Here is a 16,000-nt window from a genome sequence, read left to right as displayed (position 1 = left end):
CCCCGCGGGACCGCCGGTGGCACCCCTCCGGCCGGCCAGCGCGAACAGCGTGGTCGTGGTCGGCACCGGGGCGTTCGCAAGCGGGGTGTGTCGCAGCCTGGCGCGGACGCTGCGTCACCCGGCCGTCGTGCACGTCATCGGCCGCAGCACCGGGGCGACCGAGGACATCTGCCTGGCCGCCAGCGTCCACGCCACCATGGCCGAACGACCGGTGCGGTTCCAGGCGGTGACAAGCAGCCTGGGGCCGGGTGACGATCTGCGGCCCACGCTGCGGCGACTGGCTCCTCGCCTGGTGCTGGTCTGCGCCTCGGCACAGTCACCTGCCGAGGCGCGCACGACGCGGACCGCGTGGAGCGCCCTGCTGCGGGAGGCGGGCTTCGGCGTCACGCTGCCGTTGCAGACAAGCGTGGTGCAGCGGGTGGCAGCCGACTACGCCGACGTCAGCGACAAGCCGTTACTGATCAACGCCTGTTTCCCCGACGCGGTGAATCCCCTGCTGCGGGCGTGGCAACTGCCGGTGTTCTGCGGCCTGGGCAACGTCGGAGCGCTGGCATTGGCGGTGCAGGAACAACTCGGGCTCGCGGACCCCACGCGGCTGAAGCTCTTCGCCCACCACACCCATCTGCACCGCCCCGCCGAACCCGATGCGGAGGCGGTCGCCTGGCTCGACGACCGCCCGCTCGACGGGGTGTCCGAACTGCTGGAGCCGGTGCGGCGGCTGCCCCGGCCGCTTGTCAACGAGGTGAGCGCGTGGACGGCCGGCCCACTGGTCCAGGCGATTCTCGACGACGAGTGCCACGTCGGGCACCTGCCCGGACCCTGTGGGCTGCCGGGTGGCTACCCGGTGGCCGTCACCGGCTCGTCGCTCGCCCTGCGCCTGCCACCCGGCACGTCTCCGGCCAGCACCGCCGCGTGGAACGAGCGGGTGAGCGCCCTCGACGGCGTCACGGTCTCGGCCACCGGCAGCTTCTCCTTCACGGATGAGGCCATCAAGCACCTGCGCCGCTGGTGGCCGGACGCACCACAGAACGTGCCACCGGACCGGCTGGCCGAGTTCCGGGCGGATCTGGGCCGGCTGCGCGACGAGTTACGCCAGCTCGAACCGGATCGGCCCCACATCCTGAGCGAACAGGAGCAGCCATGACAGCTCACCCCTGGTACGGGTCCACCCCGTACCGCCGGCCCCCCGCGACGAGCACCGCCCGAATCCGCAACCTGGTCCGGGACCACCTGCGCGACACCGGGGCGCTCTCCTCGGAGCTGGTCCCCGTCGCACCGTTCACAGTTCCCGACGACTCCTACGGGGAGTTGACCCGTTCGGCCCGACTGCTCCTGGACCTGGTCCGGCGTACCGTGCTCGCGTTGGCGCCGGACGTTCCGGGACGTCTCGCGGCGCTCGGGATGGATCCCGGCCACCACCCCATGTTCCTCGACGACGAGGCGCTGGAGGAGGAGTTCGCCGCCTGCAACGTTCGGGCCGACGTCGTCATCGGCGAAGCTGGCCCACAGCTGTTGGAGTTCAACACAAGCGGTGCGGCCGGGGGCATCGTCGAGGCCCATCTGTGGCACCGGGCCTGGCGGGAGATCTTCGAGCGGCAGGGCGCGTTTCCACTGCGCGGCGGCGATCCGTTGGACGCCCGGGCCCAGATGTTCCAGGACGTCTGCCTCCAGCACGGCCTGCCGCCCCGGGTCGGGCTTGTGGGGAGCCTCCGTGACCTGCCCCGGGCAGCCACAAGCCGCTACTTCGACGTGCAACTGCGTCACCTGCACCGGCATGGCTTCGCTGCGGACTTCTTCGAACCCGAGCAGCTCTCCGGGGTGACCGGAGATCGGCTTCCCTTCGCCGTGGGCCTGCGGCAGTTCACGACCGCGGAGTGGCGCGAGGCGGGTATCGACGCCGAACCGGTGCGCGCGGCGATGAAGGCCGGCTGCCTGCTGCTGCCCACGCAGAGTGCCCGACTGCTGAACAACAAGAAGGTGCTGGCACTCGTATCGGAGGGGCAGCCGTGGATGAGCGCCGCCGAACGGCGGGCGGTCGCCCGGTATCTGCCCTGGACCCGGCTGGTCGAGGATCGGCAGGTGTGGTGGCAGGGCCGCGAGGTGCCTCTGCTCGACCTCGCCGAGCGCGACCGCGACGGCTTCGTGCTGAAAGAGGCTGTCGGCATGAAAGGCCTCCAGGTCCTGCTCGGCCGTGATACCGACGCCGCCGCATGGCGGGCCGCGCTGGAACGCGCGGTCCGCGAGCGAGACAGCATCATCCAGCGGTACGTCGAGCCTGGCCGGACGCGGCTTGAGATCAGCTTGTCGGACACCGAGACCGAGGTCCGCCCGGTCGCCCCGATCCTGAGCCCGATCCTCGTCGCCGGCCGACCGGCCGGTGTCTGGGCGCGCTTCTTCGTCGACGGCAGCGCCGGTGTCGTGAGTCGCGACGGCTTCGGCGCGCTGGAGAACGTCGTCCTGGCCGGCTGACTCTGGCCTTCCTACCGCAGATCCAGGAGACAACAGATGGTTACCGAGAGTCTGGCCGATCGTCACCGCGCCGTGATGCCCGCGTGGCTGACCACCTACTACGACGAACCCCTCGCCATGGCCGACGCCAGCGGCCGACGGGTGACCGCCCGGGACGGGCGCCGCTACCTCGACTTCTTCGGCGGGATCCTGACCACCTCCGTCGGCTACGACATCCCCGAGATCCGCGAACGAGTGCAGCGGCAGTTGGCCAGCGGCCTCGTGCACACCTCGACTCTCTATCTCATCGAGTCGCAGGTGGCGCTCGCGGAACGCATCGCCGGTCTGGTCGGCATCCCGGACCCCGCCGTCTTCTTCACCAACTCGGGAACCGAGGCGAACGAGACGGCGCTGCTGGCCGCCACCTGCCACCGGGGCAGCGGACACGTCGTGGCGCTGCGGGACAGCTACCACGGCCGCACCTATGGGGCCATGTCGGTGTCCGGGCTCGACGGCTGGCAGGCCAGCACGCTGTCACCGCTGCGGGTGACCTGGGCCGGCAACGGCCGCGACGGCGAGGTGCCGGACCTCGTCGCCGATCTGGCCCACCGGCTGGACGACGCCGACGCAGCCCCGGCCGCTCTGATCGTCGAGCCGGTGCAGGGCCTGGGCGGCTTCTTTGCCCCGCCCAGCGGGCTCCTGGCCGGCTACCAGGAGGTAGTAGCCGCCCGAGGCGGCGTGTTGATCTGCGACGAGGTCCAGACCGGTTGGGGAAGGACCGGCTCGCACTTCTGGGGCTACCAGGCCCAGGGCATCCAACCCGATCTGGTCACCTTCGCGAAGGGCGTAGCTAACGGCTTCCCCCTCGGTGGGGTGGTGGGCCGGCGGCAGTTGCTCGACAGCGTCGGCGGCAAGTCCATCTCCACCTTCGGCGGCAACCCCCTGTCCACCACCGCTGCCCTGGCCACCATCGACTACCTCCTCGACCACGACGTACAAGCCAACGCCGACCGGGTGGGCCGGATGGTGCTCGACGGGCTGCGCCTGCTCACCGCCGACAACCCGCGCGTCACCGACGTCCGCGGGTACGGCCTCCTGGTGGCTGTCGAGATCGGCACCGGGACGGACGAGGACCGTTCGGCGGCAGCCCGGGTCCTGGCCCGCTGCCGAGAGCACGGGCTGCTGGTGGGGCTGGGCGGCAAGAGCGGCAACGTGCTGCGGATCGCACCGCCGATGACCGTCACCCCTGACGAGGCCACCGAGGCGCTCGACATCCTCGGCCAGGCCCTCGTCGCCGAGGCACCGGTCGGAGCGGCGGCAGGAGGTGTGCGGTGAGCACCAATCAGCTGTCACCGCCACGACCGCGGTCATACCGGACGCGACACGACTGGGATCTGGTGGACGTCGCCGTGCTACGGATGGCCGGTTTCCCCTTCCACTGGCTGGCCGAGTTGAGCGACGGTTCCGCCGCCCGGGCCGCAGCGGAGGTGCTCCACCTGGAGGACCAACTGCGCCACATCCGCCAGTGGGCGTACGGCTACCACGCTCCCCTGCCGTCGGCGGGCGACCGGGCGCTACTGCAACGGCTACGGGCCGGCCGGCCGGTGCGGCCCACTGACGGCCCCGGCGAGGACACGACGCTGCGCGAACAGGTCGAGTCCGCGACGCGGCTGCACACCCGTCTCCAGGCCGCCCGGGAGAACTTCACCGAGGCGTACGAGTCGGACATCAGCTCGGGATCGCTTGCCACTGTGGAGCGGTTCCGTCGGCAGCCGACCCTGCGGGACGCACTGCTGGTCTCCAACGACACCGCCGCCGAGCATCTGACCAGGTGGCTGCGGCGAATCGGGGACGATCCCACGGCGTGGCGGTCGGCGGACCGAAAGTCGCTCACCACCCTTGTGCGCTACCTCCAGCGGCTCTGCGCCAAGAACGAGACCACCAGCCACTTTGGGCCGTTCGCAATCGGCACATGGACCGAGGACGCCGACGGGATCTCCTGGTCGACCGGGCCGATCACCAGGACCTCCCGGCTGAGCCGGTGGGCGGCCGATGCTGTCGCCCAGACCCTCGTCACTCCGGGCCCGGCCGAGCGGCGTCCCCACCGCGCGGCCGGAGCGTTCCTGAACGGCCCGGTCCTGCACGTGGTCGCGGTCACGGACACCCTCACCCGGTCGCTGCGCGACGCGATCGTTCCCCACGACCCAGTGGTCCTGGACCCGTTCGACGCTCGGCTCCTCGCCGCGTGTGACGGCGGGTCGACGGTGGTCGACCTGGCGAGTGCGCTGCTCGGCGACACGGGCCCGGAGGCGGTCGCCTGCGTGGCCGACCGCCTCGACGCGCTAGCCGCGTTGGGCGCCCTGCGCCCCGAGCCCGAGCTGCCGTTCGGAACGGTGGACGTGGTCGACAGCCTGCGCCGCCTGCTCGCCGTCACTGGCACCCCGGACTACCAGGAGCGGTTGGCACACCTGGACCAACTCCAGCGGATCCTCACCGACCTGGCGGGCGCCGACGTCGATCAGCGGCCACATCGGGTACGGGAACTCAAGACCTTCTTCACGTCCGTCACCGGACGGCCGGCACGGAGGGACACCGACCGGCAGTTCTACGCCGACCACGCGTTGTTCTCCGAGGACTGCCTCGCCCCGGTACGCGACATCCGCCTCGGACGGCAGTTGCGCCGAATGGTCACCGATGAACTCGCGCCGCTGCACGATCTGCTGCTGCTGCCCGCGCGGCTACGATTCGAACACGAACGACGGATGCTGGCCACCTGGTACCGCGAACAGTTCGACGACCGACCCGTTCCGCTCGGCACCTACCTCACCCGCTTCATGGCCGAGCTGGACGATCTCGACCTGCGGTACGACGAGATGCGCGCCGCTGTCCAACGACAGCTCCACCTGGTCGACGCGACGATGCTGCCCGCGGCTGAGGAGCCGTCCGACGGCCCCCCGGCCCACCGTCACGAGGTGCCCCTCGACGCGGTCCTGGCCGTCCTTGCGTCGTCCGAGCTCTCCGCTCCCGCCATGTGCAGCCCCGACGTCATGGTCATCGCCGGCTCCACCGATGCGGTGGCACGGGGAGAATTCCAGGTGGTGGTGGGCGACGCCCACGCGACCGAGGAAAACCTCAGCCACGGCATGTTCAGCCCCCACCTGCACCACCACCGCCCGGCGTATGCCGAACGCATCGTCCGCGGCTACCAGGGGTTGGCGGAGGCCGACGAGGTCGTCGTCGACGTCACCCAGACGCACCGCAACGCCACATTCGTACGATCCGAGCTGCCCTGCCCCGACCTGGAGGCGCTCGACCGCTCGCCCGGACGGGACCGCGAGGTGCTGCGCTTCCACGACCTCGTCGTCGTGCCGGGCGACCGTGGGCTGCGCCTACAGCACCAACCGACCGGCCGCTACCTGCGGATGATGGCCCCGCCGCTGGCCTGGTGCCGGCTGCCCGTCAACCCGATGGACATCTTCGCCTTCCCGTCCCGGGTCACCGCCCTGGCGGCGGCCCCCGGCCGCGGTCACATACCTCGGCTCGTCACCGGTCGTGTGGTGCTGCAACGGGAGACCTGGCGGCTCCCCATCGAGGACCTGCGCGGCACCGACCTCAACACCGGTTTCCTGACCACCCAGCGCACGCGGCGGCGACTGGAACTGCCCCAGCACGTCTACGTCAAGATCCCCGGCCAGCCGAAGCCGGTCTACTGCGACCTCGACAGCCCGATCCTGGTCCGCTCCCTCGTCGGACTGCTCCCGCCGACGGGCGAGATCGAGGTCTCCGAGATGCTGCCGGGCCCGGACGACCTCTGGTTGACCACGCCGGAGGGCAGGCACACCAGCGAGGTCCGCTACACAGTCTTCAGTGGTCGGTCGCGCCTCAGCGGTTGGTCGCGGCCGATGGAGCAGGCATCAACCGGCAGCCGGGAGGGCATCACCAGGAGATGACGCCGCCATCGGCGCGTACCGATCACCGAGGGGACCGATGACCGACAAACTCGCAGCCGTCCGCCGTCCCCCGGCCAGCACCGGCACGGGCCGACGACGCCTACGCAACCCGCTCGACGGCGTCTCGCCCGCGATCAGGAAACTGCTCGTCGTAGCCCTGCTGACCAACACCGGACGCGGCGTCTGGGTGGCGTCGTTCGTGCTCTTCTTCACCCGCTCGGTCGGCATGTCCCTGGCGCAGGTCGGACTCTCGGCGCTGATAGCCGGAATTGTCGGCATCGCCGCCGCCACCCCCGTCGGGATGATCGCCGACCGGGCCGGCATGCGCCGGGTCCTGCTGATCCTCTACCTGATCAGCGGTACGGCGATGCTGCTCTACCTCGCGGTGGGCAACTTCTGGTCGTTCGTCGCCGTCGGCTGCCTCGCGGCGGTGGCGTCGGAGAGCAGCGTCGGCGTCCGTACGGCGGTCATCGCCGCCCTCACCGACGAGGGCGAACGAATCCGCGCGTTGGCCCACTACCGGGTGGTGAGCCAACTTGGCATGGCGGGTGGCGCCGGGCTGGGCGCACTCGTCATCCAGGTCGATTCCCGGACCGCGTACGTCACGATGCTCACCGCCACGGCGGCGGTCTATCTGCTCGCCGCAGTGCTCGTGAGCCGGCTGCCGAAGGTGCCTGCCTCCCCCCGAACCCGCCGGAAGGTCCGGGTCCTACGGGACCGGACCTACCTGTGCGTCACGGCGCTGCTCGGCTTGCTCACCTTCAACTGGTCGATGCTCTCCGTCGGCATCCCCCTCTGGGTGGCAGAGAGCACCGACGCGCCCCGGTGGATATCGGGCGCCATCCTCACCGCCAACACCATCGCCATTGCCCTGCTGCAGGTCAGGTTCTCCCGCTCAGCCGAGACAGTGGCAGGTGCCGCCCGCGCAGCCCGGACCGCAGGCGTGCTGCTCGGCGTCGCGTGTGTCGTGACAGCCCTCACCAGCCGCAGCCACAGCACAGCCACCCTGGTGCTGCTGGCGGTCGCCGCAGCGGTGCACATCCTCGGTGAACTGCTGTACGTAGCCGCCTCGTGGGGACTGACCGTCGGCCTGATGCCCGCCGACAGCCAAGCGGAATACCAAGGCATGGCAGCGACAGGCACGGCGGCCGCGCAGGCACTCGGCCCACTTGTCATGACCGCAGTGATCATGGCTTCGGGCTGGGGCTGGCTGGCCCTGGGTGGGCTGTTCGTGGCGGCTGGCATCGCCATACCCCTGACCGTCCGCGCGGCGACCACCCGCAGCTAATGCCAGCCACAGCAAGGGCCACGAGGAGTTGGCGCGTTACATGCCGCTGCTCGATCGAGCGGAAATCAAGGCCGTGACCGGGCGCGGGATAGATCAAGTGCGATCGACACCGCGCATCCGGAACAATCGCGAGGATGACGACCCTCTTCACGCGCCCTGACGCGGGACTGCGCCTTCCGCTCTTCACGGAACCTGTGCTCGAGAGCTGGAACGCCGCCGACCATCCCGACCAACTGCGGCTCAATGCTTATCTGGCTTCCGTGGCTGACCAACTCCAAGTGAAGGAATGGGATCAACACTCACTCCGCGCGGTGGAACTGATCGTCGGCCTTCCCGCCTCGTCGCCGCTCGACCGCGGCGGGCGTGACCTGGACAACTACTTGTACCCACTGGTGAAGCACCTGGATGCTCGCCGCATAGCCGCCGCGTTTGGCCGCAAGGTCCACCAGCACGGCTCCACTATCGCCGTCGCCGACGCGGTACCCGCCGACGAGCCGGACACCCCGGCGCTACTCAGGGTCCGAACCCACGTATCCGCAGAGTCCATTGCCTGGAAGCAAGCCATCCACCAGGCCTGCCACAACGCCGTCACGGCACCCTTGCCGCCCGGACCCCTCGCCCTGCAACTCGTCTTCGGAGTCTCCAGCAGCCGCAACTGGGCGGCCCTGTGGAAACCCGCGATCGACTCGCTCGGCGCCGTACTCGGTATGCCGAACCCCGCACGGCCCTTCCGGCCCGACGACGACAGGATCGTCGAACTCTCCCTGCACCGCCACACCGACGATGCCCTCGGCCACGACGTGATCATCGAGGCGTGGTGGCAGCCGGCTCACCTGAGTACTTACTCGGACGGCTAGGCCTAGTCAGCATTCGGGGCAAATCGTCGGCCAGATTCAACCGACCACCATCGGATCGCCACGGTCTCCGGGCATGGAATCCAAACTCTCACCAACTGCCGGCCGACTCGTCTACGTTCGTGCTTGAGCGAGGGCCTCACCTTCCGCCACGGCTTCCTGCAGTTGCTCGACGAGTTGCCGCAGGCTCGCGTCGAGGTCAACCTGGTCTCTCGTCTCCGCGACGATCTCTTCACGTACGTCGTCGACGAACGGCTGCCAGGCATCGCGGGCCCGTCGCGTGCACTCGGTGGCGACCTGTTGCAGCTTCTCGATCGCCGCTTTGTCCTGGTTCAGGCGCGCCCGATCCGCTCCCCAGTCGTCGGCGACTTTCGCCAGGTAGACGGCAAGGGGAAGCGCAGCTTCAGCGACCCCGATATACCGTCCCAGTTCGCCAGCGGCCTTCACCGCTTTGGCTTTGCCACCGGTGTTTGGCCTGAGTGCGGTGTTCGTGGCCTTCAACGCACTGATCAACATTGTCCCGACCGTCTGGACATGTTCGGCGGCACCGCCGGGCGCCGCCGGGCTCGCGGCGGCCTCCTGCCCGGACTCGAGTGTCGTAACCAGCGAGGCGAAGCCGGCCCAGGAGGGGCGGGCACGCTCTCGCTCCTTGGTTTTTCGGATCGACTGCTGCAACCGCTGGAGGCGGATCTGGTGCTTGGTGAACCACTCGTCGAGCGTGCGCTGAATCTCGGCCTGGAGGTCGTCGGCACCGGAACCCGGCTCCCACGACCGCCGTATCACCTCTTCCACGAGACCGTCGAGACCGGCGTTGGCGGCCCGATCGAGGGTGTCGAGTTCACTCTCCCATCCGTCGCGGCGAGCGACGCCGATGGCAGCTGTTTCGGCACGTGCCGCGTAGTCGGCCAGTTGCCTCCGCAGTTCGGTCACGGTCTCGTCCAGGGCGGCTTTCCAGTACCGCTGCCCAGCCGCGTCCCGCCATCCAGGCAATGCCGAACGGGACACCGCCGCGAGAGCATCCGCGAGGTCGCTCATGCCGTCCCAGCCCCGGAACTCATCCCAGGTCTCCCGCCCGAGATCGGTGTCCGGCCCTGCCGTCTGGAACGGGTCCTGTGAGACGACGAAGATCGATGTCCGGTCGTCCAGTTCGAATAGCTCCCGCAGCTCACGAACCTTGCGACCGCTCAGTTTCCGATACTCTGCGAGATCGTATTCGGGGTCCACGCCTGCTTCGTCGAACCGCGAGATGACAAACCACATCGTCCCCACCGGCCAACCCCGCGTGAACAGCTTCTGGAGCACGTCACGTTCGGCGGTCGCCAACTGCGGAGTCAGCACCGCGATGCCGATGTCCGTGAGCCCGACCGCCTCCATCGCCCGGCGCGAATTGTTCTGTGCGCGGAGGTCGGACGCGCCGACTGCAAATCCGGGAGTGTCGCGGATGACGCATCCGCCGATCTCGGCGTCGTTGACCTCGAAGGTCTCGTGGCGTGCGCTGATCGTGAGCCAATCGGGAACCTCGCCGCCCGCATCGACGAGCAACCGGCGGAGCAGGGAACTCTTGCCGGTGTCGTAGGACCCGAAGAGGGTCACGACCGGTCGGTCCAGCTTCGCGAACGCTTCCCAGTCGTCGATGTACTGCCCGGCCAGCGTTCCACCGGGAAGTCGCCCGAGCCAGTCCCGCACCGCATCGACGTCGACCGCTGTCATTCGTTTCTCCCCGGTGTATGGATCAGTATGTCCGCAGCCGTCATCAAGGCCCCGGCCACTTCGGCCCGTGCTTTCGCCACGTCCATCTGTTCCCTGATCGACGATGCGAGACCGAGGTGCTCGTCGAGCAATGCCTCAAGCTCCCCGGTCCGCTGGTCGAGGTATCCGACGGGGCCTTCCCCCCGCTCCCCATGCATGATCTTTTCGAGGATCCCGGCGGCCGACTCGTCGATCGCCTGCGACGCCGACGCCAACTGTTGCTCGTGCGCCCCGGCCTTGCGGATGTCGTTGACCATCGAGGCGGCATCCGCGGCGGCGGCGACTGCCCCGAGGACGACCGAGGCCTTGGCGACGGTGGCACCGCCTTTCACCGCACCCCACGGCTTGAACTTGTGGCCGAGCTGCTTGCCGATCGCATAGACCGCGTCCCGATTTCCCAGCGCTTTCGCAAGCCCCGACGCGGCTCCTGCGACGTTGGCGGCCCCCGCGGTCAAATCCTCGTACCGAGCATTTCCCCGGGCCTTAAACTCCGCCGCGAACTCGGGAGCCACCTGGAACTCGGCCGCGCGCATCTCGCGCCCGATCGCCGACATGTGGTTACCGTGCCACTCGTCGAGTTCACGTGCCGCGTCGGCGAGGTGCCGTTCGAGGTCAACTTCGAACTGCGAAGCCTTCCACCAGGATTCGACGAGGTTCTGCAGCTTCTGGCCGTCCTTACGGTCGAGTTCAGCGATCGCGGATTTCGTCGCAACCGCGTGGCGGTCCACCAGGCGGCGGGCCTCCTCGCGCAATGACCCTTCGAGGGCCACAGCGTCGTTCACCGCGGCCCGGAGGGCCACGATCACCGATTCCGCGCGGGCCAGATCGTTCGTACCGTCGACCTGCACCTGGTGAAGTGAGCGCCGATGGCGCTTGAGGCCGGTGACCGCCGCATCGAAGGCGGCCGACGACGACGCGGCCGACAGTTGCGAATCGGAGAGAGCTGACATGGCACTCGTCAACGCGGACACGCCGTCCCACAGCCGATTCTCGTCGAAGTCAGCGGACTCCGCCGTCGCATCGCCTCCCACCAGGCCGAACGGGTCACCGGATAGGCAGTGGATCCGGTCGATCCCGACGTTGATGGAGCGAGCGGCGAAGGCCGCTCGCAGCTCCTCGCTCTTGCGGTTCTGTAGGTTGAGAAAGTGCTCTGGCGCGGTCAGCGGATCCACGCCCAGTTCGTCGCTCCGATTGATGAGGAAGAGCATCCGCCCACCCTTCGCGGCGATCACTTCCGAGCCGCGTGAGAGCTCCTCCAGCATCGAAGTGTTGCCGACCAGCAGATTGATGTGGACGACGACGAACACGAGAGCAGCCTCGGTGATCGCCTCGAGCGCGGCGCTGTCGTGCCCGTCGTGTCCGCTCTGCAGGCCCGGTGTGTCCACGAGATCGAACCGAGGGAACTGGTAGCGGTTCGCGACCGCGGTCGCGGGCGATGCCCGGATGTCGAACGCCGCGTGCGGTTGCCGGCCGCTGTCCACCACGATCCGGCGGATCAACGACGACTTTCCGGAGTTGTAGTCACCGAGAACGGCGAGAGCCGGCCGTGCGCCGTCGACGCGCCAGAAGGTTCGTACGATGTCGAACAGCGCCGGGTCTCGCCGGGCCGCCTCTTCGAGGTCGTTTCTCCACGCGTGGATGTCCGCCGCCGACGGGGCATTCCACGCCTCGGCCATGGCGTGAGTCAATCGAAGGTGGTCCTCCTCCCGGCGACTCGAGTACGCCTCGGCGACGGCATCGCCGACAGGCGCCGGTCGGTGGTCGACGCCGGACTCGAGCCAGTCCTCGCCCAGCAAGGCCCGGATCACCTCGGCCGGCGAGTCCCCCATCCGGCGCTGGGCCCGCTGCAGGACGTCGGTCACCGCAGGTGGCGGCTTGATCGAACCGGCATAGGTCCGCAAGCTGTCGAGCAACCGCACGATCCGGCCGCGCGCCATGCGAAGCTCGATCGCAGCGCGCAGCGTCTCACTGACACCAGCAGCCAGCGACGTCCACGCCGCATCCCGGCTGTCACGGACGAGGGCATCCTCGTACTCGTCGAACGTACGATCCACAGCACGATGGCAGTCGGCGATCGCCTGGGCTTTCGCTTTTCGTGCTCGCTCCGACGCCTGCTCATTGAGCTTCTTGCCGAAATGCTGCTGGATCTGTCCGGCGATCCCGATGCTCACTGCAGTTGCGGCGAACACCCAGCCTGCGGGGTTCCAGAAAAGTGGCACCGCAAGGGCGCCCAGACCCACGGCAATGCCCGCCCCTCTGACCACATCGCCCGTCACACCGCCGCTCTCATCGCCGAGGATCCTCGCGGCGTGTGACACCACCGGCCCATTACCGCCGGACTCATGACCCGCCGCGACTTTCAGCTCACGCTGCAGGAATACCCGGCGGTCGACCCATACCGCCTCCACTGCGGCGGAGATGGCGACTTGATCGAACACAGCCTCCGTGAACGCCGACTCGTCGACTGCCGTGTGCTCATCGAATGCCCGCCGAATCAGACCGTCAGCGGCGGCTTTCGCCTGCCGGCGGCTTCCCGCCAAATGCGAGGCAGCGAGATGCCGGACGAAGCGATCCAATCCACCTCTGACCGGCGATGTGTACGGGCGGTCCCGTGCCTGCTCGGACAAGCCGACCAGATCCGCGCTGGGAGCCGCATCGTGCAGCCACCCGGCACGTTCCGCGTCGTCCGGGTAGCCCAGCAGGGCGAACAGCGACTCGGCCTCGCCTTCGAGGGATTCCGCCTGCTGCTCGATCTCAACAGCCAGGTCTTCGAGCTCGCGAAGCCCTCGGCGACTCCGTGACCGGATGTCCTCGCGCAGCGCGGTCAACCGGAGATCAGCGCCGCCTTCCGCGATCGAGGCGACGATGAGGCGTTCCAACGTCCCGAAGTTCGACCAGCGATCGAGGTAGTCCGTCCCGAACTCTTCCCGCTCATGGTGGAAATCCTTCAGGGCCGGGCCGTGGAAGGGGGTCGTAGCGCGCGCGAACAGAGCCCGCCGACTGTGGATCGCGACGACCGGCGTGTCGGGTAACCCGATCTGTACGAGCTGGGTCCGGATGTTGTCGGTGTGTTGGCGAACTGATTCGGACAAATTCCTGCGACGAGCCTCGGGAACCTTCGCGGGGTGGCGCCAGCGCGCGTTGCGTACGTTGAGGACGGCCACCACTGGCTTGCCGTGATCGCGGATCCAGGAGGCGATCTTCTCGAACTCCATCTCCTGCTGAGACTGGTTGTCGAAGCACAGGAGGACGATGTCGGCGGTCTCAACTGCCTCGCGGGCCTTGCGTTCGAGATCGGCGCGGCTCTCGGTCCGTCCCCAGCCGTTGATCCCGGGTGTGTCGTACAGCCGGCAATCGCGCCACTCGATGGGATGCACCTCGGTGGTCCAATCGCTGACACCCGGTGAGACGTGCTCTCCGTCGAGCCGGCCGAACGCCGACAACAGGGTGCTCTTCCCTACGCCGGTGCGTCCGAAGAACGCGATGTTGAACGACCCGAGCGACTCGCGCTCACGATCGAGGTGACTTCGCAGGTCCCCCGCAAACCAACGAGTGAAGCCGCCCAGCCGGGTGGTCACGTCGGTCAAACAGGGCGTGACGTGCTGCTCTTGTTCGAAGGCTCGGACCAGGTCGTCTGTGAGGTCATCCAGGCAAGTCAGTTCCGCCTGGCCCTGCTCGACTGCCGATCGAACAGCCTCCTCAAGCGACACCATCTCGGACGGCGCGATCACTTCGGCCACCGTCGCAGCGGGCGAATCTGAGCCCTCAGGCACCGTCACCACTACAAATCACGCTCTGCGGTAAACCCGCCCGGAAAGTCACAATGACTGTTCTTACGTGACGGCCAAGCCCTCGACAAGGCTCCGGAAGGCCATGATCCGACCCCGGACGCCCACGGCACCTCCACCGATCCGATGATCATGCGCCAACACGATTGCCGACGTGCTGGTCACCACGGCGGTTCAGCTTTCGCCCATGCGTAGGCGAGGAGTTGCGAGCGCCAGTTCGCAGCAAGCTCCACTTTGTACGGTCATTCCGGTACGGCTGAATCCGTCACCGCGAGCCTGGCGAAGGTGTCGAACCGCTGGGCGACGTCCACGGCGTACCCGTCGGCACGACATGCGCCCACGACAGCCTCGACTGCGGCTGCGAATTCACGGCGGCGCTCGCAGGCGGAGAGACTGCACGACGACTTCTGCTTTCGGGAGAATCACTCGCCAGGACGACCCGGCAGGCCGATTATTGCCCCTGTTGTCCTGTTCGAACGGGAGGCTTTGTGCTGGCTCCACTGCGGTATGGCGCCTTCCGCTACCTCGCTGCTGGTCGGCTGGTCAACATGCTGGGCAACGGTGTCGCTCCCATCGCGCTTGCCTTCGCCGTACTCGATCTGACCGGCTCGGTACGCGATCTGGGCCTGGTGGTCGGCGTGAGATCGCTGATGACCGTGTTGTTCGTACTCTTCGGCGGGGTAGTGGCCGACCGGATTCCGCGCCGGTTGGTCCTGGTCGGCTCGAATGCGCTTGGTGCGCTGACCCAGGCGGCGGTGGCCGCCTTGGTGCTTACCGGCACGGCGACGATCCCGCTGCTGCTGGCACTCGGTGCGGCCAACGGCATCGTGAGCGCCCTGTCCCAGCCAGCCTCTGCCGCCGCCACGCCGCAGACCGTGCCGCCGGAGTTGATCCAGCCGGCCAATGCGATCATCCGGCTCGGCGTCAACGCGGGCATGATCGGAGGCGCCGCGCTCGGTGGCCTCCTGGTGGCCGCCGTCGGGCCCGGCTGGGGCCTCGCCGTCGACGCGCTCACCTTCGCCATCGCGGCAATGGCATTCGCCGGAGTCCGGGTCGCCGCTCCGCCAGTGAAGAGCACCCGCACGAGCATCGTCGCCGACCTTCGGGAAGGCTGGACCGAGTTCACCGCGCGAACCTGGGTCTGGGTGGTCGTGCTCGGCTTCATGGTCCTCAACGGGGCCCTCGCCGGCGGCGTGAACGTCCTTGGACCGACAGTCGCCGACGACACGATTGGTCGTAGCGCCTGGGGCGTGGTGCTGGCGGCGGAAACCTCGGGAATGGTTCTGGGCGGGTTGATCGCCCTGCGCATCCGGGTGCGCCGGCCGCTGCTGCTCGGGGTGGCCTGCATGGTCGCCGAGTCGTTCCTGCTGTTGGGGCTGGCCCTGGCGCCCACCATCGTCGTACTCCTTGCGGCCGGACTGGCGGTCGGCATCGCCGTCGAACAGTTCGCCGTCGCTTGGGATACATCGATCGCACAGCACATCCCGGCCGACCGACTGGCCCGCGTCTACTCGTACGACATGTTGGGGTCCTGGATCGCCATCCCACTCGGCCAGATCTCGGTCGGACCGGTCGCCGCAGCCATCGGCACCCGCGACACGCTGCTGATCCTCGCCGCGTTGGTGGTGCTCTCGGTCCTCGGCATGCTGACCTGCCGAGACGTACGCCAGCTACAGGCGGTAGCCCCGCGCGCCGCCGAAGCGGCGCAGACCGAGCCAACCGACGGCGGACCGGGTGACAATTCTGCCGCCCCGCCCGTCGAACCAGTCGCCCGCGCCTAGCCCGACGAAGACGCAGCGCTCGACTCGGGCGGTGCCGCTGCCTGGGATGGTCGTGCGGGCGCGACGAGGGGAACCCGCAATGACGTTGCTGTCACCGGTTGCTGTCAGGGCCGGTCGCAAGCGACCGGCCCTGTGCGTTTTC

9 protein-coding genes are annotated in these 16,000 nt (G+C 68.6%); 7 read left to right on the top strand and 2 right to left on the bottom strand.

Annotated features, from left to right (window positions below; all coding sequences use genetic code 11):
• Positions 1-16: 16 nt before the first annotated feature.
• The 6 genes from ACFY2Q_RS04365 to ACFY2Q_RS04340 all read left to right on the top strand — a co-directional run bounded on the left by ACFY2Q_RS04365 (position 17) and on the right by ACFY2Q_RS04340 (position 8,543).
• Entirely contained in the window at positions 17-1,144 is a 1,128-nt protein-coding gene (locus ACFY2Q_RS04365; protein ID WP_387127462.1) for a potassium transporter TrkA, read from the top strand.
• A complete protein-coding gene (locus tag ACFY2Q_RS04360) occupies positions 1,141-2,469 on the top strand; it encodes a hypothetical protein (protein WP_387127460.1) in 1,329 nt (442 codons plus the stop codon). The genes ACFY2Q_RS04365 and ACFY2Q_RS04360 overlap by 4 nt, the downstream gene beginning before the upstream one ends.
• Positions 2,470-2,505: 36 nt before the next feature.
• Positions 2,506-3,783 (top strand): aspartate aminotransferase family protein, encoded by a 1,278-nt coding sequence (locus ACFY2Q_RS04355; protein ID WP_387127458.1) that lies wholly within the window; start codon positions 2,506-2,508, stop codon positions 3,781-3,783.
• Positions 3,780-6,398, top strand: a complete 2,619-nt coding sequence (locus ACFY2Q_RS04350) for a lantibiotic dehydratase (protein ID WP_387127456.1) — start codon at positions 3,780-3,782, stop codon at positions 6,396-6,398. The genes ACFY2Q_RS04355 and ACFY2Q_RS04350 overlap by 4 nt, the downstream gene beginning before the upstream one ends.
• Positions 6,399-6,435: 37 nt before the next feature.
• The gene (locus ACFY2Q_RS04345) at positions 6,436-7,686 is read left to right on the top strand and encodes an MFS transporter (protein WP_387127454.1); all 1,251 of its coding nucleotides are present in this window, start codon (positions 6,436-6,438) and stop codon (positions 7,684-7,686) included.
• Positions 7,687-7,820: 134 nt separating this feature from the next.
• Positions 7,821-8,543: a hypothetical protein gene (locus ACFY2Q_RS04340; protein ID WP_387127452.1), complete on the top strand. Its 723-nt coding sequence runs from the start codon at positions 7,821-7,823 to the stop codon at positions 8,541-8,543.
• Between the two features lie 111 nt (positions 8,544-8,654).
• Here the strand turns inward: ACFY2Q_RS04340 and ACFY2Q_RS04335 are convergent, their stop codons facing one another.
• Both ACFY2Q_RS04335 and ACFY2Q_RS04330 read right to left on the bottom strand, forming a co-directional pair.
• Positions 8,655-10,250 carry a hypothetical protein gene (locus ACFY2Q_RS04335; protein ID WP_387127450.1) on the bottom strand — a complete coding sequence of 532 codons (1,596 nt, stop codon included), beginning with the start codon at positions 10,248-10,250 and terminating at the stop codon, positions 8,655-8,657.
• Positions 10,247-14,029: a GTPase gene (locus ACFY2Q_RS04330; protein WP_387127448.1), complete on the bottom strand. Its 3,783-nt coding sequence runs from the start codon at positions 14,027-14,029 to the stop codon at positions 10,247-10,249. The genes ACFY2Q_RS04335 and ACFY2Q_RS04330 overlap by 4 nt, the downstream gene beginning before the upstream one ends.
• 536 nt (positions 14,030-14,565) lie before the next feature.
• On the opposite strand from ACFY2Q_RS04330, the gene ACFY2Q_RS04325 reads away from it, so the two are divergent.
• Complete coding sequence (locus ACFY2Q_RS04325; RefSeq protein ID WP_387127445.1) at positions 14,566-15,858, top strand: MFS transporter; 1,293 nt, start codon at positions 14,566-14,568, stop codon at positions 15,856-15,858.
• Positions 15,859-16,000 lie beyond the last annotated feature (142 nt).

It is taken from the genome of Micromonospora sp. NPDC000316 (assembly GCF_042898885.1).
Lineage (GTDB): Bacteria > Actinomycetota > Actinomycetes > Mycobacteriales > Micromonosporaceae > Micromonospora.
Note: the sequence above shows the minus strand (reverse complement) of the source record. Positions and strands in the feature narration are given on the sequence as shown.

Bases quoted from the DNA above. Each gene is read 5' to 3' on its own strand.
- ACFY2Q_RS04335 (WP_387127450.1), bottom strand. From the start codon at position 10,250: ATGACAGCGGTCGACGTCGATGCGGTGCGGGACTGGCTCGGGCGACTT.
- ACFY2Q_RS04355 (WP_387127458.1), top strand. From the start codon at position 2,506: ATGGTTACCGAGAGTCTGGCCGATCGTCACCGCGCCGTGATGCCCGCG.
- ACFY2Q_RS04345 (WP_387127454.1), top strand. From the start codon at position 6,436: ATGACCGACAAACTCGCAGCCGTCCGCCGTCCCCCGGCCAGCACCGGC.
- ACFY2Q_RS04360 (WP_387127460.1), top strand. From the start codon at position 1,141: ATGACAGCTCACCCCTGGTACGGGTCCACCCCGTACCGCCGGCCCCCC.
- ACFY2Q_RS04340 (WP_387127452.1), top strand. From the start codon at position 7,821: ATGACGACCCTCTTCACGCGCCCTGACGCGGGACTGCGCCTTCCGCTC.